18 protein-coding genes are annotated in these 21606 nt (G+C 39.0%); all 18 read right to left on the reverse strand.

The window, feature by feature from the left end:
- Positions 1–27 precede the first annotated feature (27 nt).
- The 18 genes from AV939_RS17495 to rplO all read right to left on the reverse strand — a co-directional run bounded on the left by AV939_RS17495 (position 28) and on the right by rplO (position 21603).
- Positions 28–1872: a DUF6492 family protein gene (locus AV939_RS17495; protein ID WP_061997938.1), complete on the reverse strand. Its 1845-nt coding sequence runs from the start codon at positions 1870–1872 to the stop codon at positions 28–30.
- Positions 1873–1897: 25 nt separating this feature from the next.
- A complete protein-coding gene (locus AV939_RS17500; protein ID WP_061997939.1) occupies positions 1898–4270 on the reverse strand; it encodes a glycosyltransferase in 2373 nt (790 codons plus the stop codon).
- Between the two features lie 60 nt (positions 4271–4330).
- A complete protein-coding gene (locus AV939_RS17505; RefSeq protein WP_061997940.1) occupies positions 4331–5023 on the reverse strand; it encodes a hypothetical protein in 693 nt (230 codons plus the stop codon).
- Positions 5024–5333: 310 nt separating this feature from the next.
- Positions 5334–6323 carry a WcbI family polysaccharide biosynthesis putative acetyltransferase gene (locus AV939_RS17510; RefSeq protein WP_061997941.1) on the reverse strand — a complete coding sequence of 330 codons (990 nt, stop codon included), beginning with the start codon at positions 6321–6323 and terminating at the stop codon, positions 5334–5336.
- 199 nt (positions 6324–6522) lie between these two features.
- The gene (locus AV939_RS17515) at positions 6523–7230 is read right to left on the reverse strand and encodes an acyltransferase (RefSeq protein WP_061997942.1); all 708 of its coding nucleotides are present in this window, start codon (positions 7228–7230) and stop codon (positions 6523–6525) included.
- Between the two features lie 68 nt (positions 7231–7298).
- A complete protein-coding gene (locus AV939_RS17520; RefSeq protein WP_082746070.1) occupies positions 7299–8000 on the reverse strand; it encodes a sulfotransferase family 2 domain-containing protein in 702 nt (233 codons plus the stop codon).
- 28 nt (positions 8001–8028) lie between these two features.
- A complete protein-coding gene (locus tag AV939_RS17525; RefSeq protein WP_061997944.1) occupies positions 8029–12567 on the reverse strand; it encodes an alginate lyase family protein in 4539 nt (1512 codons plus the stop codon).
- 36 nt (positions 12568–12603) lie between these two features.
- Positions 12604–13422 carry a Stf0 family sulfotransferase gene (locus AV939_RS17530; protein WP_061997945.1) on the reverse strand — a complete coding sequence of 273 codons (819 nt, stop codon included), beginning with the start codon at positions 13420–13422 and terminating at the stop codon, positions 12604–12606.
- A 79-nt stretch (positions 13423–13501) separates the two neighbouring features.
- On the reverse strand, positions 13502–14905 hold the full coding sequence (locus tag AV939_RS17535; RefSeq protein WP_061997946.1) for a hypothetical protein: 1404 nt from the start codon (positions 14903–14905) through the stop codon (positions 13502–13504).
- Between the two features lie 136 nt (positions 14906–15041).
- Positions 15042–16445 carry a mannose-1-phosphate guanylyltransferase/mannose-6-phosphate isomerase gene (locus AV939_RS17540; protein WP_061997947.1) on the reverse strand — a complete coding sequence of 468 codons (1404 nt, stop codon included), beginning with the start codon at positions 16443–16445 and terminating at the stop codon, positions 15042–15044.
- A 212-nt stretch (positions 16446–16657) separates the two neighbouring features.
- The gene (gene rplQ / locus AV939_RS17545) at positions 16658–17059 is read right to left on the reverse strand and encodes a 50S ribosomal protein L17 (RefSeq protein WP_013786212.1); all 402 of its coding nucleotides are present in this window, start codon (positions 17057–17059) and stop codon (positions 16658–16660) included.
- A 41-nt stretch (positions 17060–17100) separates the two neighbouring features.
- The gene (locus AV939_RS17550; RefSeq protein WP_041452624.1) at positions 17101–18090 is read right to left on the reverse strand and encodes a DNA-directed RNA polymerase subunit alpha; all 990 of its coding nucleotides are present in this window, start codon (positions 18088–18090) and stop codon (positions 17101–17103) included.
- 19 nt (positions 18091–18109) lie between these two features.
- Complete coding sequence (gene rpsD, locus AV939_RS17555) at positions 18110–18730, reverse strand: 30S ribosomal protein S4 (protein ID WP_013786214.1); 621 nt, start codon at positions 18728–18730, stop codon at positions 18110–18112.
- 24 nt (positions 18731–18754) lie between these two features.
- Complete coding sequence (rpsK, locus tag AV939_RS17560; RefSeq protein WP_013786215.1) at positions 18755–19147, reverse strand: 30S ribosomal protein S11; 393 nt, start codon at positions 19145–19147, stop codon at positions 18755–18757.
- 14 nt (positions 19148–19161) lie between these two features.
- Positions 19162–19518, reverse strand: a complete 357-nt coding sequence (rpsM, locus tag AV939_RS17565; protein WP_013786216.1) for a 30S ribosomal protein S13 — start codon at positions 19516–19518, stop codon at positions 19162–19164.
- A gap of 174 nt (positions 19519–19692) precedes the next feature.
- Positions 19693–19806: a 50S ribosomal protein L36 gene (gene rpmJ / locus AV939_RS20090; RefSeq protein ID WP_013786217.1), complete on the reverse strand. Its 114-nt coding sequence runs from the start codon at positions 19804–19806 to the stop codon at positions 19693–19695.
- 37 nt (positions 19807–19843) lie between these two features.
- The gene (gene secY, locus AV939_RS17570) at positions 19844–21163 is read right to left on the reverse strand and encodes a preprotein translocase subunit SecY (protein WP_013786218.1); all 1320 of its coding nucleotides are present in this window, start codon (positions 21161–21163) and stop codon (positions 19844–19846) included.
- Positions 21164–21168: 5 nt separating this feature from the next.
- On the reverse strand, positions 21169–21603 hold the full coding sequence (gene rplO / locus AV939_RS17575) for a 50S ribosomal protein L15 (RefSeq protein WP_013786219.1): 435 nt from the start codon (positions 21601–21603) through the stop codon (positions 21169–21171).
- Positions 21604–21606: the final 3 nt, after the last annotated feature.

Here is a 21606-nt window from a genome sequence, read left to right on the forward strand (position 1 = left end):
AGCAGCCTTATAAACGAGACAATTGATTTAGATATGAACATTTGAGACAGAGAGAATCTCTTCATAAGACTTAATATCTCCACCCTTTTCATCAGCAAACTGCATTGCAGACTTATCAAATATATCTTTAGGGGTATAAATCAAAAACCGTTCAGCCATCAGAGAAACAACTACATCAGGTTTTAAGATGTCTATTGCCTCATGCTCTAACAAAGGGCTATGAATAATAAACAACTTACTAAAAGATTCAGCCAAAAAGCGTTGAATCTTCCATCCGTAGGAATCAGTAAATAAAATACAAGTCGGCAACGAGGTGTCAGCGTTCACCCATACAGACATGTGACCTCGATTTGTTACGCCGTTGTTCCAAACCTTTTTGGCTCTCCCTTGCTTAACCACACACTCGGTATATTCAGCAGTTCGGTGAGGTTCAAACTTCTCGCCTAAATCTCCTGTCCCTAGTTTGGTTATAAATTCGACTTGGTTGCCTGTAAGACTAGGGATATTGATTCTAAGGTCTTTTATTATTCTTTTATAACAAATATATGCACCGTATGCTGTGTAGTGAGAGTCGACTGGGTGATAAGACTCTCCTATATTGGTGGCATCAACTAACTCTTCAAGCGGATAGCTAATATACGAATGATCATACAATTCGGAAGTAATTTGATTAATAGGTCGCACAGCACTGATATTATCTAATTGAGGTAAATCCTCTTTGTGCACGGCGTGTGCGTCTGGTACTACCATCAACCTATAAGCAATACCTTTCGCTGCGCAAAAGGCATGCCTAGTTTCAATAACTCTTCGCCAAGCTTTAACTTGGGAGTTACTAAGAAGCTTTTCTCCTCGATGCTGTTTTATAACGTCATTAGAGTCGTTAGCTATGAAAAGGCGTCTGTTTCTGCCCTCTACTACCTTGCCATCTCCAGCAGCATTGGTCATTTCCTGAGAAGGGCTAGTAGGAGGGGTGACTTGACGCTCAATAAATTTCTTAGCACTACCTACGTTATTAAATAAACCACGCTCTACCCAAAGGTTGGAAATGAAGTCAATCTCATTACTCTTTAATTGCTCGAAACGCTTGCTGTGGACAGAAAACGTCCAAACGCCGTCTTCTAAAGTGCTATCTAACACTCTCTTAATATCATTTTCAGATTCGGGCCACCGAGTAAACAATGTCGCATATGGCTTAGGCTCAAAACTGTAAAAGTGCGATTTCCCACCACGATACGTTAAGTACGCGAAGTAGAGTAAAAATTCTGTAAGCTTGTCATTCTTGAGAATGAGTTCGTAAATACCCGTGCCCTCACGCTTTTTGACTTCCTCTAATAACTCTCTGACTAGCGAAGTTATCATTAAATAAGGGGTTACTGTGGGTAACACTTGCTTATTGGTATCAACATCTACTTCAAAATATTTGCAAGACTCTTCTAAGCAAGTTTTTAAATAACCGCCGTGAATTTGAAGATGAGAAATTGGTTTTCCGTCTTCAGTGAATAAGTCATTGCGTCTTAATTTCCTGATAAGATGATTTTTAGCATCTAATACTAGATAGTGGCTTTTATCAGATAACGTAGCAATTGACAGCTTTAAAGCTTGTTGAGCTATATAAGGATTGGCGCCATCATTATGCTGAACTCCTAAGGTTACAGCATCCACTACACTTACCGCGTCTTTAAAAGTTTTAAATAGCGGCAAAATTTTACTTGTGAAGGCTTCTCGGCCTTCCGACTGATTTACTGCATTGTTAATAAAGTATATTTTATCAACCAAGCTGGTATCGCAATGTAGTTCGAGAGACTTTACCAGTAAAGTTAGAATATCTATTTCTTTCTCGTAAAAAACTACTGCTAAATCGATTTTTTCCATTTTTTTACCGTATTCCTATAACGAACTAGATGGTATTTTTATGAAGGAAGCTGATTTTTTTCGCCAAATTTTTCCAATCGTATTTTTCTAGTGCTTTATCAAATTGCTCACCACTAGAAAGATTAATTTCTCTATCAGCAACCATCTCCATTTGATTTTGCATTTCATCAAAAGAATTAAACATAAGACCAATTTCAGGTGTGATAACTTCTGGAAGGATACCTATAGAGGGCGCAAGTACAGGGCAACGCATTGTAATACTGAGCATAGCTGCGCCAGACGTTAAAACCTGCTCGTAAGGCAAAACACACAAGTCAGCACAAGAAAAGTAATCTATTACTTCATCATTCTGAACGAAGCCTGGTCTAAACAAAATATTAGCATCCATTGTTTGTCTAGTTAGTTCTGGCAAAAGCTCTTGGTCCAATACCCGTCCTGCAATAATTAGGTAGACATCATTACGCTTTTCACGCAGATTGTGAAAGCGAGTTAGAAGGTTAAAAATCCCTTTGTATCCTTTAATGTTTCCGAAAAACAAGAAAACAGTAGATTGAGCTGGAATACCGAATTTTTCTTTTGCTTGGGTTTTGACTATCTTTTCACCGTAAAAATTACCGTAAGTACCGTGTGGAACAATTTCAATACTTTCTGCGGCAACATCAAACTCTGAAATTAGACGTTGTTTTGCCAATTCGCCGTGGGCTAGAGAGTGGTCTACCAAAGAAAGAATCTGCTCTCGGTAACGTTTTTCTTCTTCCGCGTTTTCTGAGTCATGCGAGCATATATTGTGAGCTGTATATATAATTTCAAAACCATTTTGCTTAGCGTAGTTTAAAGCTTCTAGAGTATTTACTAGAACGGATGAGTCTTCAAAATCAAAAAAGTTATGCAACCAGTGAAGGTGAATATATTTAAATTTACCTTTCTTTTTGTCGATGAGTTCTTTACGAAGCCCTTTTTGATCATACCCCTCAATAGCTAGGTTAAAATGCTCATTTATCGCTTTATAAAGTAGCTTCTGATACGGATTGTTTGTTAGCCAACAAGGAAAAAATAATATGCCAGCTCTTTTACCTTCGAGCTGATAACGCGGTGTAATTAGTTGCTCTATCGTCTTTGCTTGTGCAGCTGCTTCTTTTTCATATAAGTACGTCTTCACGTCCTCTGCGCTATGACTCCGCACCTTCAAAAACTCTTTATACAGCCACCACTTTTGGTTTTGAACACAATAATCTTTGAAAGAATGAGGGTCTACGTCTACAAACAGTGCTTTCACCTTATCAAATACACTTTCAAAGTACTCTTCACTCACCATCTTTAGCGTGTACATGAGCGAACTCACAAGTTTTATATCTATGGTAGCAAAGTAATAGTCAGCTATACCATTATCATTCGCCCACGTTCTTACATTAGAGAAAGCTTGAAATTCAAATTCACAATTTGAATTTTTGCGATGTGCCACAGTCACTGAAGATTCAGACTCGCGCCTGTAGTTGTACCCAATAAAGTCATCATTAAAGATAACGTTTGAAGCGTAGTAATAAGCTGCGAACACAAAAGGGACATCTACGGCTGCTTTGGTTTCGCCCAGACGGATATTGAACATTTCCAACATAGAGCGCTTAAATACCTTGTCCCAAATCATGAAGCTATCATGGGTTTTAAATCGTGAGCTAGTCGGGTCATTAAACCCTTCGGAGGTATAAGTTCGCTTACTTACTCTTCCGCTCGCCTCATGATTGTTAAATCCACCAGAAAATGCGATGTCGGCATCACTCTCTAAAGCCATGCCCATTAACTCTGAGTAGAAATCTCTATTGATCCAGTCATCGCTGTCGACAAAGCCTACGTACACGCCTTTCGCTATAGCCAGTGCTTGGTTTCTAGGAGTACCCGGGTTTCCTGATGCATTAAGATTAGTTAGCACTATTATTCGGGTATCTTCCGAAGCATGCCTTTTAATAATTTCGGCAGAAGAATCAGTCGAGCCATCGTTTATTAATATTAGTTCAAAGTCATTGAATTCTTGCTCACGTATAGATTGAATACAAAAATCTAAATATTGGCCAGAGTTATGGATAGGAACAATTATACTTAAAAGCGGGGACTCCTGACGGCTATCCAGCGTTGGTAGACCTTTTGTAGTGGTTATGATTGAATCTTGTGGATCTGCAGCTTTGTACTCGTACATCAAGCGTTCAATGTGATCTACACTTCCCTCGAAAGCTAACGAATATAGATAATTCCTATAAACATGCTTTAAAACCGGCTTGTCGCTCAAAATATTAGCGAGTTCTTTTGCATCTAATGGAAAGCAGTTTTCGTATGCGGCGCGTGCCTCGCTATATTTTTGTTCTGAAAAAGCTTTATTGGCTGAGAGCAGCACGTCATTAATCACTACATTATCTCCATGTTTCGTTGTATATAGGGAGCTCTATGAAAGAATACTTTGAACTAACTAAATAATTACTCGGCCTTCGGCCTTGCCGTGTTTTATATAGTGAAGGAGAGGATTTATTCCCGAGTTTTTGACGTCAGGATTCATCGCCAAGTAGGATTTTGTATCGAACTTGTCAGAAGGAGAAAGTTCAAGCCCTGCTGCGAAAGAAACAAAAAACTCCAGAGGGTCTTTTACCTGAAGGCCTAGCTGTTTTAACTGACTAACAACATACTCTTTATCAAAGTACTCGCTTTTAGAAATTAAAGCTTTGTCTTTTCTCACACGTTTTGACTTTGAAAATGACAAGCCTGCTCTTACGCGGACATTAGATTCAATCGTATTGATCACTTCAACTAACGCAGACTGTAAACTTGAATCACCTAACGAAAAACCAGAGCCGAGCTTTCCCTTAGAAGGTATAAAATTGTCTTCTCCGGCCTTACTCCTAAGCCAATCTACTTTTTCTTCTAAGTAATCATTTCGCTCTTGAAGGTTTTTGACTCGCTCCTCTAGTTTCAGTGCATCTAATTGTAACTCTGCTAAATTACTTAGAAGTATTTCGTTAGATAAAATATTTAAGAAATCTTCAGATTCCGAAGAATTGACCAGCGTAACATCTCTAATACCTTGGTTACGAGCCAGTTTTACGATTTCTCCGCTCTCTTCTGTGGAAAGGAGAGCTCGTTCTTTGGAATTTAAAAATATCTTCATTATCTCTAATAACTATCGTCGTTAAGGTTTGAAAAAATAAAAGGACTTGAAAAAATAATGCTGTCCAACGATAACATAACTCCTAGCTGCCGATAAGGTATAAGCAGGCTATTAAAATGCAATAATTCTTGAATGGGGCATTGGTTAGAAAAGTGTTAAAGGTTAACAACCGGATGTCATTGCAGGAATTATAAGCCGTATGGTTCTACTTTAACTAGGCTCTGTTTAGGTAAAAGGCGAGTAAACTTAAAAACTAATTTAGTTATTGTAAATATCTAATACCCGCTATTCTAGTTAATCGGTCGGCCCGCTAGCTGGTTAAAGCTTTGCTCTGTAGTTGAAAGCTTTTCATGAATTCAGGATTTTCATGATATATTTTAAAGCTCTTAGTAACAAAATCTCTAAAATCTATTCTCTCACCATTATAAATTAAATCAGTTTTTGACCTTTCCGTAACTATAGGATTTGTCGGTAGTATAATACTATTTAAACATTCTCCTGAAGAATATATTTTTTCATTTTTAAGCCCTATCTTCTTTACTAGTTTATTTGCGACAATATTTAATATCGACATCTTTGGATGATTAAAGGTGTGAAAAAGCTCTGACGATTTATCTAATTCAAATTCGAGTTCCTTTGCTATACCAACATCAACGCCTAAATCACGCTGCTTAAGTTCTTCAAGGGATAACCTAGCTACTTCGCCGTAGATTTTATTATTATATTCATATGAGCACATATCATTGACAACTTCGCTAGGCGGCTTACCTAACAGGTATCCATCTATAACTGTTTTATTGTGATAGTCGCCAATAGGACTCTGGAGTCTAACTCCCCGAATCCGAGGAAGATATATCCAATCCTGATGAAACCCCGTATAAAAAAGCTTTGGTATAGTTAGAATTTTCGTTTCGAACTTCTGTCTAAGTTGGCTAGTACTAACATCACCAAAATTGTCGCCGATTAATTGAGTTATAATAAAATCAGACTTTTGAAGAATTTCATACAAATTTTTGTCTTTTCCATCGTAAAGATGGACAGGTACAATTTTTAGTACCTTTATTTTTTTGCACTTCTCTTTTAAAAGTTGTGCTAAGGGAGTGACTTGACAGTTTCCAATTAAACTAACAGTAACTATATTTTCTTTGGCCTTTATTTCTTCTAAAAGGGCATTAATAGCAGGGCCTTTGCATCGACCTTCGAATGCAATACTTATCAGCTCAAACGCCAGCGATGGGTTTATATCTTTTATTAGATTGGCAGCGTCACGAACGCTGTCTATCTGAAACTTGTTTAACATATATTACTGAACCTACGCTCTAAGTACTAATGAAACTACTTTAAATAAATATAAATGGCGAATAACTCTATGACTAAAATTAAAGCTACTATTTAGTCACTAATTCAACCTAATCTAAACAAAGTAAATTAAGGCGCTTTTAGATATAATAAGATAGCGTAATTTTTACTACTTCACCAATGATCGAGATTTAGCGAAACTACTCAATCTGCATATTGTGGTCTTTAACTATTTTTTTTGAATAATAGTCAAGATTATCTGTAGAGCGAGACCATGTACAGTCCGCTTTGATAACCTTTGCAGGTAGGCCAGCTACCAACACATTATCAGGAAACACCTTAGTCACAATTGCACCAGTAGCAACAATTGATCCATTGCCAATTGTCGCTGATGGTGTCAGCGTACATTGTCGTCCTAACCAAACATGATTACCAAGCACAACACGGTTGTGTCTTTTATTGATAATTTCTCCACTATTTAAGTCTATGATCCCATGTTGATCACTTCCTTGGACTAGTATATGCGATGAGAACATACAGTCTTCACCGCAGATAAAATCGCTATCTTTTAAGTGCAATAATATTCCATTTGAAGTCGTGTTCTTTCCAATCTTGACCGTGGAGTTTCGATACATTCTGAAATCAAAATTTCCTTTGGTATTGTCTTCGAGAACGAGGTTAACACCGTTCCCCCCTACAACAATATTTATTTTACCTGATAGTGTCCCGATATTGATAATTAAATCGGAAATGGTATATTCAGCTCTTTTACAATTTATTTTTACTTTGAGGGATTTTTTATTTATGGAATCTAATGACTTTTCTGAAAGAAGCAATTGACATGAATTATCGTAATTGCCAGAGATTTCGACATTAGACGGAGCCTCGTTAAGGAAAAACTTTAACATAACTTTAGATTCTCTATAGTTTTTCAATCATGCAATTGAATAATCCTATTTTTCTTAAAATTTTAAAATCACCCGTGAAAGTTTGACTTTATGTAATTGTAAATTTCAATATCTTTCTGACAAAGCTCATAAACCCTTTCCATTTGTTCTTTCGTAATTTCCTTACTCGAGGTACTTAATGAGGGATTAACGTTTTCGACACCTACTTGCAAATCAATTCCGTATCTTTCGCTTACATTGTTGGCAAATCCAACTACGTCATTCAAATCACCAATTACAGAAAATTTGTGTGAGTTCTCTTTCGCTGCGTTTAAATCTAAACGCCTCTCAATTCCAGCAAAATACCTCAAGTAAAAACTTCCAACGTCCTCTGCTTCTTTAGAAGTAAGAAAATCATCGAACGCCATTTCATTTTTAAAATGGCCCGACTTTTTAGCTTTATTGAATGTGTAATGAGAAATAAACCGTTTAACTGGGTCTCGGACAATAGTAAAAAATTCGCACTCATCTTTGAACGCTTCATATAATCTATCGGAAAATATCGTATGCCCCATAACCAATTGATAATGATTTGAACCGAGCGCATACATTGCCAATTTATTTCTAAACCCAAATAACGATTCATTCTCAGGGTTAATATCATATGCTCGTTTGGACGCATGGTTGTCAAGGCTAAATACTCCCCCAACCCCCTTCATAGACTTCCTAAGACCAGATTTTATTGAGGTACCGCCGCACTTAGGAATGTGCATAAAAAATAGTTTCTTCATAGTTTTATAATTTCAATCGCATTGCGTATTAGGATTTCGCGGATATCAAGCTCAGTTTCCAGTACGGAGCTATTCCATCATGTGGAAAGTAAAGGTCCTTTGAACTTGCCAGGTCAGGATAAAAAGAGCTATATCTGTTCATAGAATCGAATCCAGATGATTTTAATGAATGAAATATATGCTCGTAGCGGCTTTTGTCAAACTGATCAATCTGCTTAAATGGCCACTCTGGTAGAACTCCATACGAAAGAACCCATTCAGAGGCCTTCTCTAATGCTCGCATACTCTCGTTTCCGTAAAATTGAACAGAATTGAAATAAGAGCGTCCTAGTGTGTTTTGTACCAAAGTATCTAAGCTTATCCATAGATGCAGATTGAAAGCCGTGTAGTGCGCAGTAGTTGTTCTCTTTAACTCATGTGGTTGCTCGCCATTCAATTCAACGTGCGATTTAATTCGACTTCCTGCACGAACATAAATATCATACATTTCATTAGTTAAACCAAGGAAAGATGCAATTGCAAAAACCTGTAAATCATACGAGTTACCGTGATTATTTTTCGCTTTAGTTTCTGCAAGTCCCTGCGCACTTGAATTTAGCCACTGATAGTACTCAGCAAACCACTTGTCAATAACACCACTATCTTCTTCTTGCCAGAATTTACTCTTTTTAACTATTCGGACTGCATCTAAGAAAAAGTATAGATCCTTCATCTCAATCAATCCGGATGCTGTACCTTTGTTATCATTTCTACCCATCACGACTTGTGCAAAATTGAAATTCGGATTCATTACCGTTTCAGGATTAATAAACCACGTTTTAATATGTCTATAAGCTGTTTCTAAATAGTTGTCGCTCGAAAAAACATACCCAGCCAACGCGAGTGTAGTTGTTTCGTCAAAGAGTCTTTGAAGAGAAGTCCTATCATATTTGATGCTCTCCTCCTCATACATGCGTGTTCCTGGAACTCTTTGACCATCTTTGTGAATATATGGGAGACCATCTGATGTCTCAGGGTTCGGCCACGCATAAGGTGCTGGATGCCAATAATCGTGGATATCCCCGCTTGGCGGTAGTGTGGTTTTAGTTGTCACTGAGTATGAGTCTTTGTTTACAAATAAATCAGCATTTTCTTTCAATAACGCCAGCGTCGACTCGAAAACGTTGTTGGAAATAGTGGAATTCTTTACCTCATCCAAAATGCTTTCGTTAAAGTACGCTAATGAACCTTTGTCATAATTTCTGAATAGCTCACCTTTATCGTGATTTTCTATAAAAGATACTATGCCTTTTTCGCGGTTTAAGGCTCTCTGATGAGCGTCAACTTCTTGGCTTTGGTTGCCTGAGAAAAGTCGAGCCGTCCAACCGCTCCAAACGTAATTGAAACTATCACGTTCATATGATATTACATGTTTTTTCCACGGATACAAATTATTCCATTTGTCCCAAACACCTGGAACACCGAGCTTTTTAAGTAAATCAACTTTTGGTTTAAGGCCATACATTAGATTTTCGTCAAATGACTTTTGAGCGTCATTTCTGAATATAATTTGAGGCTCTTCAGAAGGGTTGGCTATATAATTAGGTTCTAGTAACTGTTCATTTGACAGTACTCTATCCATCGGCACAATATGGTATTTTGCATCGTCTCTCGCTATGAGCGATTCAGTAAGCGACTCCCAAGCTTTATCAGTAAGATAGCAGTTACCGTCCCACGGAAATACCCATTTTGCTAGTAATCTCCCCTCAAGAAGCGCTCTGTTCCTTGCACCATTATTATTCATAATGTAATTATTTTTATGTTTTAATAAAGCGGTCTTTGCAATAACTTTATGTCGTTCTTCAAGCTTCTCGAAATCATCTGTTAAGAAATATTCATTGACAAGTAAATCCTCATAACAAATAGGAACTTCAACCAACTCGGTTGCGTTATATGGAATGTCTACGTAATTCTTACCATATTTTTTCAATAACTCTATGATTGCTGCTTTTTTCTCAGAGTCAATTATACGATTTAAAATCCATAATTTATGACACCCATCAAAGTCTGACTCGTTCTTTAAAGTGAACTCAAGATTTTGATAGGTCTGCATTGGAGTATGCCTTTGAGGTAGGTCATTACCTAAAATTCTTATCAGGGCATACTCATATTTAGGAGCTTCTGATACGGTTTCATTTAATCGTTTGCTAAATAAGTTATTAAACGGTAATGAAGCTGTAATATTGGACCACTTCAAGGTTTCGTTGAGGTCCTTAAAGGAGTCAACAGTATCATTATTAAGGCAAGTTAAATCTTGAACTTTGAGCATCAATTCGTGCATGTGTTCAAAATCATCAAAAAGAAAACCTTGCGTACCGTCTTCTATCAACTCCGGTAGCAGCCCTTGTTTAGGCGCAATTACTTTCTTTTTAAATGCAAAGCTTAACGTCGCGGCCCCAGAAGTTAATATCTTCTTATAGGGCAGTACAACGACATCTGCAGCATTAAAATAATACTGAACATCGTGTTCCTCAATGAAGCCTGGTTTACAAATGATAGAACTATCTCTTGCTACGTAACCGTCTATTAATTGCCCAGCTTCTTCATCAAAGATTCGACCCGCAATTATTAGCTTGCAATTGTTTCTTGATTCTCTTACGCGTTCGTAAGAAGTTAATAATTCATCGACGCCCTTATAGCCTTTTATGTTTCCAAAAAATAGATACACAAAGTCAGTTTCTGGTATAGAAAAATAAGCCCTTGAAGATTTACGGTCAGCGTAGTTTGGATAGTACCCTTCATAAGAACCATGAGGGACGATTGATACTTTACTCTCTTCAGCGCCAATTTCATTTACGATTCTTTGTTTAGCCAACTCACCATGTACAAGAATATTATCGAATAAACCAATAACTTTCTTTCTTAGCGCCAGCTCACGCTCAGGATGATCTGAGTCATGAGAAATGATGTTATGGGCGGTGTATAAAACTCTGTATCCAAGCTTTTTAGCATACAAGATATTTTCTACAAATTTATCAGCACCGGTATCTTTACTGAAGTCGATATGGACGTGTAACCAATGAAAATGTAAACAATCGAACTCGTCGTTGTTTTTTTCAAGTAATTCTGGACATAGTAACGTCTCTTTATAGCCCTTAACGTTGATATCAAAATTATCTGCAACGGCGGCGTAGAGAAGTTTTTGATAAGGATTTTTCGCAGACCAATCCGGAAAGAACATTATTCCTTTATTTGAACCTTTTAAGCCAAAAGTGTTTCTTTGTTCGATGGGCACATCTGTTTTCTTAGGCGTGCTTATTTTACCTTTTCGAGCAAGAGATATGTCTTTCCTATATGCATCTTTATAGCTTTTAGCATCTTTGTTTAATATGTGTTTATACTTTCTGAGTACATGTTCTCTTCCGGTTTTTTTAACGAACCGTTTAATCTCTTTCTCATCAATTCCTTTGAAGGTAGTCTGTACTTTTTCATAAAAACCATCAAACATCTTTGGCGCGATCACGCTTAGGGTATAAATAAAACTACTTACTTTGCGAAAATCAACTTGCGATGCATAAGCTTTAGTAATATTTTCAGTTTTAGCCCACTTAGCAACATTATCAAAGGCAACTACTTCAAAATGACAGTCAGAAGATTTCCTATAATTTACTGTAACTGACGAAGAGCTTTCTCTTCGATAGTGATAACCATTATACCCCTTACAGATGTGTGTTCTATGAGCATAATAGTAAGACTGTATAATAAAGGGTACATCGACTGCTGCTTTTGTTTCACCTAGTCTTAAATTAAATGAGCGAATAATTCTTGAACTAAACACCTTATCCCAGATCATGAAACTCTCATGGTACTTATTAAGAATTTCTCCTGGTTTTTCTAAACAATTTTCAGAATACTCTCGTAACTGTTGTTCATCGCCAATTTCGTTGACAAAACCTGAACAAAAAACGATGTCAGCGTTCCTACTTATTGCATTGGTCATGAGAATTTCGTAATAATCCGCATCAATCCAATCATCACTGTCTACGAAACCGATGTATGCACCTTTCGCAATCTCAAGTGCCTGATTACGTGGTGAGCCTGGGTTTCCACTAGGCTTAATGTTAGTGATTACCTTTATGCGGTTATCTTTAATTCTTGCCTTGTCTATTATGCTAGCTGAGTCATCAGTCGAACCGTCGTTTACAATGATTAATTCAAAGTCGGTAAACGTTTGCTTAAGTATGCTATTGATGCATTTTTCTAAATACTCACCAGAGTTGTAAACAGGAACTATTATCGATAGCTTTGGTTTTTGATTAGCTTTTAAATGCTCTTCCGCCATAGAGTTATGGAGAGTGTTTAACAAAGAGCTTTTAGGAAAGCGTTCCAACGCACGATATAACTCAACGTCCGCCTTTTCAAAATCGCCGCCTAAGAGGTAACTTAATGATGCGTTGTGCATTGATAGCTCAATATCGTAACCTTTAGCGACCGCTTTTTTAAATTTATCAGCTGCTTCCTTGTAAGCGCCGTCTTGTAAAAAAAGGTTAGCTTCCTCGAAAACTTTTCTAGCTTCATTATTCTGCATTATTTAAAACTACTCTCTGTAAAAAACTAAATTTCTCTATAAGCCCATGTCATTTTTGAATCTTTGTGAATATTCTTCATTCACTTCATTTGACTGTTTTTTTGTTGATGCTCTAGTCAAGTCTATAACTGCAACTTCGTTATTAGGGCCAATCGTTAACTGTATCGTTTCTGCTCTAAGACATAAATCTTCATAAAACAATATATCTAATGGAAAATCTGCACAAGTAACATATCTATCAATAAGAACTTCTTGTGATAGTATGCTTCGGAGCTTGAACATAATCTTTTCAAATGAGTAAGCTGGAGTAGACTTTTTCTCAAAATGCGAGCTCCAAGCTTTAGACTCAGAAGCTAAAAAATAAGACACAGCTTGCGCTACCTTATCTCTTCGCTTGAGTACTAGGCCACTGAATACAGCGTTTCTAGGGAAATAAGGCAAAAAATATTTGAATATACCAAGGTGCGAGCCATGCAAATTTATTCCTAAAGCTCCATTATTCGCTGTTCTTTTTTCACATAAACTCTCTATGTAAAGCTTTGGATCTAAAATTCCGTCTCTATGCGCCTCCCAACGATTAGCTAAATAGGGCATATACTGAAAGGGCTGAAAGTATTCATGGGGGATGCAAACATTGCTTTTATTGAAATAATCGCAAAGGGCTGTACTACCGGATCTTGGCGTACTGAAAATTACAAAAACGCTTTCAGTCACTTTACTTTTTCTATCAAACTTAACGCTTGATAAATCGTCCTCAGGAAGATTTATTGACTCAAATCTCTTATCATATATATCAAAACACGTATTTTGATCCCACGAAGGCCCATCTTGTTCCATAGATAGATTAAACTTCATACCTTCCTCTTAAAATCGTTTGCAGCCGACCAAAATTAAGATTTACTTAATTATCAATCGACTATTAGAAGTTCTCATTTTACAGTGGAATTTTACGCCCCTCTTTAATTCCATGCTCGAGGTAGTGAAGAAGCGGATTGACATTACTTTGAGCTACATCTGGATTCTCTTCACAATAAGCCTTGCAACTAAATTCCAAACTCGGTTCTCTTCCTTCGTCAGCACCAAATAGCAAAAAGTGTTCGATAGGATCAAATGAACTATAGGCTACATCTAAATTGTTCCTTAAATACCATTCAGCGTCAAAATATGGACTCAGTGAGATAACCTCAATCTGTTTAATGAGCTTTCTCTTACGGGGATTCAAAAATGCCGACAATTTTTTTAATAAACTAACTTTAGTACCCTTACGCTGTTCGATAGCCTTATCAGCTAATTCGTTATAGCGATTTCTTTCTTCATATAATTGCTTTGATTGCAAGCTGTTCTCACACTCAAAGCTGTGGATTTTTTGAGAATTAGAACTGAGCATCTCCTCATATTGAAGAATCAATTTCGAGTTTTTGCTATTTGCCACTTCCAGTTGAGATTGCAAAACTGAAATCTTCTTTTCAAGTAGCATTTTAACTTCAATTTCGTGTTCTTGCTTTTTATTTTTATTTCTCAACCATATTATTTTAGATTCGGCCTCGGTCAGTGAAATTTTCACTAAAGCTAACTCATTACTCATTGAAGCAATTTGGCCCATGAGCATGGCTAGTACACTGTGTTTCTTAGATAACTTGTCAAGGGTTAAGTCATGTTCAACTTTTGCTTGCTGCAAGTGTTTTTCCAAATCACGCTTTTGTTTTTTCTTGTTAAGAAAAGATTTTTGTAGTGCATTGAATTGGATAGTCACTAGTCTTAATTGATTTCGTCTTTCATTTAGTTCGACTAAATTTTTCTTCAACTCAATTTTTATTCCAGAAAGCTCTTCTGCAACTGACATTTGCTCTTTTTTCAGGTATTCATTTTCATTTCCAATTACTGTGTAACTTTCTTCCAATACGTTTAGTTTAATTTCTAACCTAGAAGCGTTAAGCTTGTTAATCTCAACCTCTTTGCATTTTTCTCCAAAAGCAGAAGTAAGTGAAGAATACTGTGAATCAAAAGCTTCAATTCTCCGGTCTTTACCAGAACATTCAGTGATTAAATCAGCATTGGCGGTCCTTAAATCGGAAAAATTAATTTTCAGGTTTTCTAGCTCAGTTACTTTTAGGTGAAGTTGGTGTTGCAACCTATTAAGCTCGTTGACTTTTCTATCAATTTCTTTTTTAAGTGATGAGCACTCGCGTCTATTTACCTTTAATTCTAAAACACTAGAGTCGTACAAATTTGCTCTTTCAAGCATCTTTCGTAATGTATAGCGATACTCCTTACGAAGCACCTCTAGTTCTTGTTGCAGCTGATTAATATCAACTTTTTCTTTTGATTCCAAATCCATCTCGCCCCCAAGTTCTCGTACTCATTCAGAATACACGAAAAAACTTAGTCAATTGAGTTCTGCTATTGAAAGTAATATCGCTATTAACGAAAACATTCTTATCAATACCTGTTGTTCTATATATTCAGGTTACTGACTAGTTCAATCGCCCATATCTATCAGAAAAACGTACTATGTCATCTTCGCCTAAATAGGCCCCTGACTGAACTTCAATAAGCTCTAATGAGATCTTTCCTGGGTTCTCAAGTGCATGTATTGAACCAATAGGAATATAAACTGACTCGTTTTCAGTAACCAATTGAGTTTCTTCATCTATGGTTACATTGGCACTGCCCGATACCACAATCCAGTGTTCAGCGCGGTGATGGTGCATTTGAACCGACAGTTTTTCACCAGGCTTAACGCTAATTCGTTTAACTTGGAAACGGTCGCCGCTGTCAATTGAATCGTAACTACCCCATGGTCGAAATACTTCACGATGGAACTCAAATTCTGGGCGATGCTCTGCTTTAAGTTTGTTTACTACGTTCTTGATACTCTGTGCATCGTCTTTATGAGCGACCATAACCGCATCTTTAGTTTCTACGACTATAACGTCTTCCAGACCAATTACAGATACAAGGCGTTGCTCTGCGTTCACATAGCTATTTTTAGTATTTTCTAAAATCGTATCACCAACAGAAACGTTGCCATTTTCGTCTTTTTCCGCTGTTTCCCACAACGATGTCCAGCTACCTACATCACTCCACTGTGCATCAAGTGGAACCATGGCAGCACTATCAGTTTTTTCCATTACAGCATAATCAATAGAGTCATCGGGACAGGTAGCGAAGATGTCATGATCAACACGTATAAAATCTAGGTCTGGGGTTTCAGTGTCAATGGCGCGTTTACATACGTCTAGCATTTCAGGGCTGTATTTCTCAAGCTCTTCTAAGTATCTGCTAGCTTTAAACATAAACATGCCACTATTCCAAAAATAGTCACCAGAATTTACATACCCTTTTGCAGTTTCAAGCGCAGGTTTCTCAACAAACTCTGCCACTTCAAATCCATCTGCTAATCCACTTCCTGCTTTAATGTAGCCATAGCCCGTGTGTGGTTGATCTGGCACTATACCAAATGTCACCAATTTACCTTGCTCTGCTAATTTTTCTGCTTTTTCAATTGCAGCATGAAATGCGGGTTCGTCTTTGATTAAATGATCGGCTGCTAGCACGAGCAATACAGGGTCTTCACCATTCATCGTTGCATGCAACGCTGCTAGTGCAATAGCCGGTGCAGTATTTCGGCCAACTGGCTCCAGTAAAATACCGCCATGGTGAATGTCTTTTTGACGTAGTTGCTCTGCAACTAGAAATCGGTGTGCATCATTACATATAAAAATGGGGCTTTGTGCTTTAGTACCATTCAACCGAACAATAGTGTCTTGCAACATGGTGTTATCGGATGTGAGTGACAAAAACTGTTTAGGTAACGCCGCTCTTGATTTTGGCCATAAGCGGCTTCCAGTGCCGCCTGCAAGTACTACTGGTTTCATATTAACTTCCTTTATGGGTGAGAGCACTCTCACTTACCTGATACTTTTATTATTTCTCAAGTATACAAAGATTTGTTTGTGTATGAAACGGCGCTTGCAGCAATTAACCAGATTAATTCTTAGTTAATAAGAATATTAATTCTCTAAAACAAAAAACCCGGCCTAAGCCGGGTTTTTTAATAATTCTGATAACTCAGAATTAAGAGTATTTATTACTCTTCAGTTGCTTCTACTGCTTCTTCTTCAGCTTCAACAACTGGACGGTCTACTAGTTCAACGTATGCCATAGGGGCATTGTCGCCAGCACGGAGTCCGCATTTAAGAATGCGAGTGTATCCGCCTGGGCGAGCTTCGTAACGAGGACCAAGCTCGTTGAATAGTTTACCAACAACTTCTTTATCACCAGTACGGGCGAAAGCTAAACGGCGGTTTGCAACGCTGTCTTGCTTAGCCATAGTGATAAGAGGCTCAATAACGCGACGTAATTCTTTCGCTTTTGGTAACGTCGTTTTGATCACTTCGTGCTTGACCAAAGAGCCGGCCATGTTCTTGAACATAGCTTGACGATGGCTGCTGTTGCGATTCAACTGACGACCACTCTTACGATGGCGCATAGTTTTATCCTTCTCTACAAATCAGTTTATTAAAAACCTGATTAATCTTTTTCAGCGATGCTCTCAGGCGGCCAGTTTTCTAGGCGCATACCTAGAGAAAGTCCACGAGATGCTAGAACATCTTTGATTTCAGTTAGCGATTTTTTACCAAGGTTAGGCGTTTTAAGTAGCTCAACCTCAGTACGCTGAACCAGGTCACCAATGTACTGGATAGCTTCTGCTTTTAAACAGTTAGCAGAACGTACAGTTAGCTCTAGGTCATCAACTGGGCGAAGTAGAATCGGATCAAATTCCGGTTTCTCTTCTTTCGCTTCTGGCTCAGACACATCACGTAAATCTACGAATGCATCAAGCTGTTCAGCTAGGATAGTCGCAGAACGGCGGATCGCTTCTTCAGGATCTAAAGTGCCGTTCGTTTCCATATCGATAATCAATTTGTCTAGGTCTGTGCGTTGTTCAACACGGGCAGACTCTACACTGTAAGCTATACGCTCTACTGGGCTGTATGAAGCATCAACTAACAAACGACCAATTGGACGATCATCTTCTTCAGAGGAGCGACGGGTAGAAGCTGGTACATAACCGCGACCCATTTCTACTTTAATACGCATGCTGATTTCAGCTTCGCCAGTTAAAGTACAAACTAAGTGGTCAGGGTTAACAATTTCTACGTCGCCATCATGCTGAATGTCACCAGCAACAACAGGGCCAGCGCCAGATTTCACTAGAGTTAGGGTTGCCTCAGTTTTACCTTCAAGGCGAACCGCTAAACCTTTAAGATTTAGCAAGATTTCAATTACGTCTTCTTGCACACCTTCTTTGGTGCTGTACTCGTGAAGAACGCCATCAATTTCTACTTCAGTAACTGCGCATCCTGGCATGGATGACAACAAGATACGACGTAGGGCGTTACCTAGAGTGTGGCCAAAGCCGCGCTCTAGTGGTTCCAAAGTTACTTTGGCACGAGTAGGAGAAACGTTTTCGATCTCAACTAGTCTCGGTTTAAGGAATTCAGTCACAGAACCCACAATGCTTCCTCTTTAGTTAGCTTTACTTAGAGTAAAGTTCAACGATCAACTGTTCGTTAATTTCCGCAGACAAATCAGTTCTTTCTGGTAGGCGCTTAAAAGTACCTTCCATTTTTGTGCTGTCTACTTCAATCCAAGTTGGCTTCTCGCGTTGGTCAGCCAGTTCCAAAGCAGCTACGATACGAGCTTGCTTCTTAGCTTTTTCACGAACAGAAACCACGTCTTCGGCAGAAACGTTGAATGATGGAATGTTCACAACTTGACCATTTACCATGATCGCCTTGTGGCTAACTAGCTGACGCGCTTCAGCACGTGTGCTAGCAAATCCCATACGGTAAACTACGTTATCAAGACGCTTTTCTAAAAGTTGTAACAAGTTTTCACCTGTGTTCCCTTTTAGACGTGCAGCTTCTTTATAGTAGTTGCGGAATTGCTTTTCAAGAACGCCATACATACGACGAACTTTTTGTTTTTCACGCAGCTGAACACCGTAGTCAGACAAACGGCCACGACGGGCTCCATGCTGACCAGGCGCTGTATCGATTTTACATTTAGAATCGATTGCGCGAACGCCGCTTTTAAGGAACAAATCAGTTCCTTCGCGACGGCTAAGTTTGAGTTTTGGACCCAAATATCTTGCCATGATCTTTCTCCAACTGTCCGTCGATTAAACGCGACGTTTTTTCGGTGGACGACAACCGTTGTGAGGAATTGGTGTCACATCGGTAATATTTGTGATCTTATAACCAGTAGCGTTAAGAGCACGGATCGCAGACTCACGGCCTGGACCTGGACCTTTTACAAACACTTCTAGGTTTTTAAGACCGTATTCTTGTGCAGCAACACCTGCACGCTCTGCAGCAACCTGTGCAGCAAATGGGGTAGATTTACGTGAACCACGGAAACCTGAACCACCAGATGTCGCCCATGCTAATGCATTGCCTTGACGGTCTGTAATAGTCACAATTGTGTTGTTGAAAGACGCATGGATATGAGCCATACCGTCTGCAACCTGACGTTTAGCGCGCTTACGCGTACTACGAGCTGGTGCTTTAGCCATAACTTATTCCCCGTTTACTTCTTAATTGGCTTACGAGGACCTTTACGGGTACGCGCATTAGTTTTAGTGCGCTGACCACGTAGAGGCAAGCTACGACGGTGGCGAATACCACGGAAGCAACCCAGGTCCATCAAACGTTTGATGCTCATAGAGACTTCACGGCGTAAATCACCTTCAACGGTAAATTTAGCCACTTCGTCACGAAGCTTATCAATAGTCGCTTCGTCTAGCTCTTTGATCTTTGTATCTTCTGCAACACCAGCACCTACACAAATGCTTTTAGCACGTGTAGGACCAACGCCATAGATCGCTTGGATAGCGATTACAGCATGCTTGTGCTCAGGAATGTTAATGCCAGCGATACGGGCCATTAACAGCACTCCTCTAATTTATTGTTGACGACCTAAAAAGCCCGATAGGATACTTACCCGTCAACTAAATTGCAAATATTTAGGTTCTAAATACTTTAAACAAAACCAGCAGAACCTGATAAGTATAAGTCAGGCCCTGCTTATTGGCTTTGCGAGTATTCAGTACCGCGTAGATTAACCTTGCCTTTGCTTATGCTTCGGCTCTGTACAAATTACGCGCACAACACCGTTGCGTTTGATAACTTTACAGTTACGGCAAATCTTTTTAACTGATGCACGAACTTTCATTACATCACTCCCCTATCTTATATATTAAGGGGCTAACTTAACGGCCGTAGCCTTTAAGATTAGCTTTCTTCAGAACAGACTCATATTGACTACTCATCAAATGCGTCTGCACCTGTGCCATAAAGTCCATGATAACCACCACGATAATTAGAAGCGACGTACCACCGAAGTAGAACGGCACATTCCAGGCAATCAGCATGAATTCAGGCACCAAACAAATAAAGGTTATGTACAGTGCGCCTGCCAGAGTCAGACGAGTCATTACCTTATCGATATAACGCGATGTTTGTTCACCAGGACGAATACCTGGTACAAACGCACCAGACTTCTTCAAGTTATCCGCTGTTTCACGCGGGTTGAAAACCAACGCCGTGTAGAAGAAGCAGAAGAAGATTATCGCTGTTGCATATAACATCACATACAGAGGCTGACCTGGAGATAGCATAAGTGCTACGTCCTGCAACCACGCTGTAGATTCATTCTGTCCGAACCATCCTGCGATAGTACCCGGAAACAAAATGATGCTGGAAGCAAAGATGGGTGGAATAACACCAGCCATGTTGACTTTCAGTGGTAAATGCGTGCTTTGCGCGGCAAAAACCTGACGGCCTTGCTGACGCTTTGCATAGTTTACCACAATTCTGCGCTGTCCGCGCTCTACAAATACCACAAGGTATGTAAGCGCAATAACAATCACAGCCATCAACAACAAGAACAACAAGTTAATGTCACCTTGTCTTGCTTGTTCTGCCGTCTGACCTATCGCTGTTGGTAGACCGGCAACAATACCAGCAAATATCAATATAGAAATACCGTTACCGATACCTCGTTCAGTAATTTGCTCACCTAACCACATTAGGAACATAGTTCCTGTGACCAAGCTCACTACTGCCGTAAAGTAGAATCCGAAGCCAGGGTTCAATACCAGTCCATTAATTAGGTTGGGCAGACCCGTCGATATTCCAATTGATTGGAAGATAGCCAACACCAACGTTAAATAACGTGTGTACTGGCTAATTTTACGACGACCTGCTTCGCCTTCTTTTTTAAGCTCTATCATCGGAGGATGAACCACCGAGAGCAACTGCATAATAATTGATGCAGTAATGTATGGCATGATGCCCAAAGCCAGAACGGATGCACGCTCAAGCGCACCACCGGAGAACATGTTAAACATTTCTACAATGGTACCTTTCTGTTGCTCGAACAAGTCAGCAAGTACAGCTGGATCGATGCCCGGAATAGGAACGTATGAACCTAATCTGAATACAACAATCGCACCGAGTACGAACAACAATCTTGCTTTAAGCTCACTCAAGCCGCTTTTCGCGCCTGAATCCAATCCTGGTTTAGCCATCTAGCTTATTCCTCTACTTTACCGCCAGCAGCTTCAATCGCTTCTTTAGCGCCTTTAGTAACCTTTAAACCGCTTACTGTAACAGCGCGAGATACTTCACCGCTCTTGATAACTTTAACGAACTGAATCTCTTTTTTCACAAGACCAGCTGCTTTTAAAGTTTCTAGAGATGCTGTATCACCATCAACCTTTGCGATTTCTGCAAGCGTTACTTCATCAGTAACGAAGCTCTTGCGTGAAGTGAAACCGAATTTAGGAAGACGACGCTGAAGTGGCATCTGACCACCTTCAAATCCTGGTTTAACACGGCCACCTGAACGGCTTTTTTGACCTTTGTGACCTGCGCCACCTGTTTTACCTAGACCTGAACCGATACCACGACCAGTACGCTTACCAGAATGTTTAGCTCCTGGAGCAGGAGCAATAGTATTTAAACGCATAAC

This window comes from Alteromonas sp. Mac1 (genome assembly GCF_001562125.1).
GTDB lineage: Bacteria > Pseudomonadota > Gammaproteobacteria > Enterobacterales > Alteromonadaceae > Alteromonas > Alteromonas stellipolaris.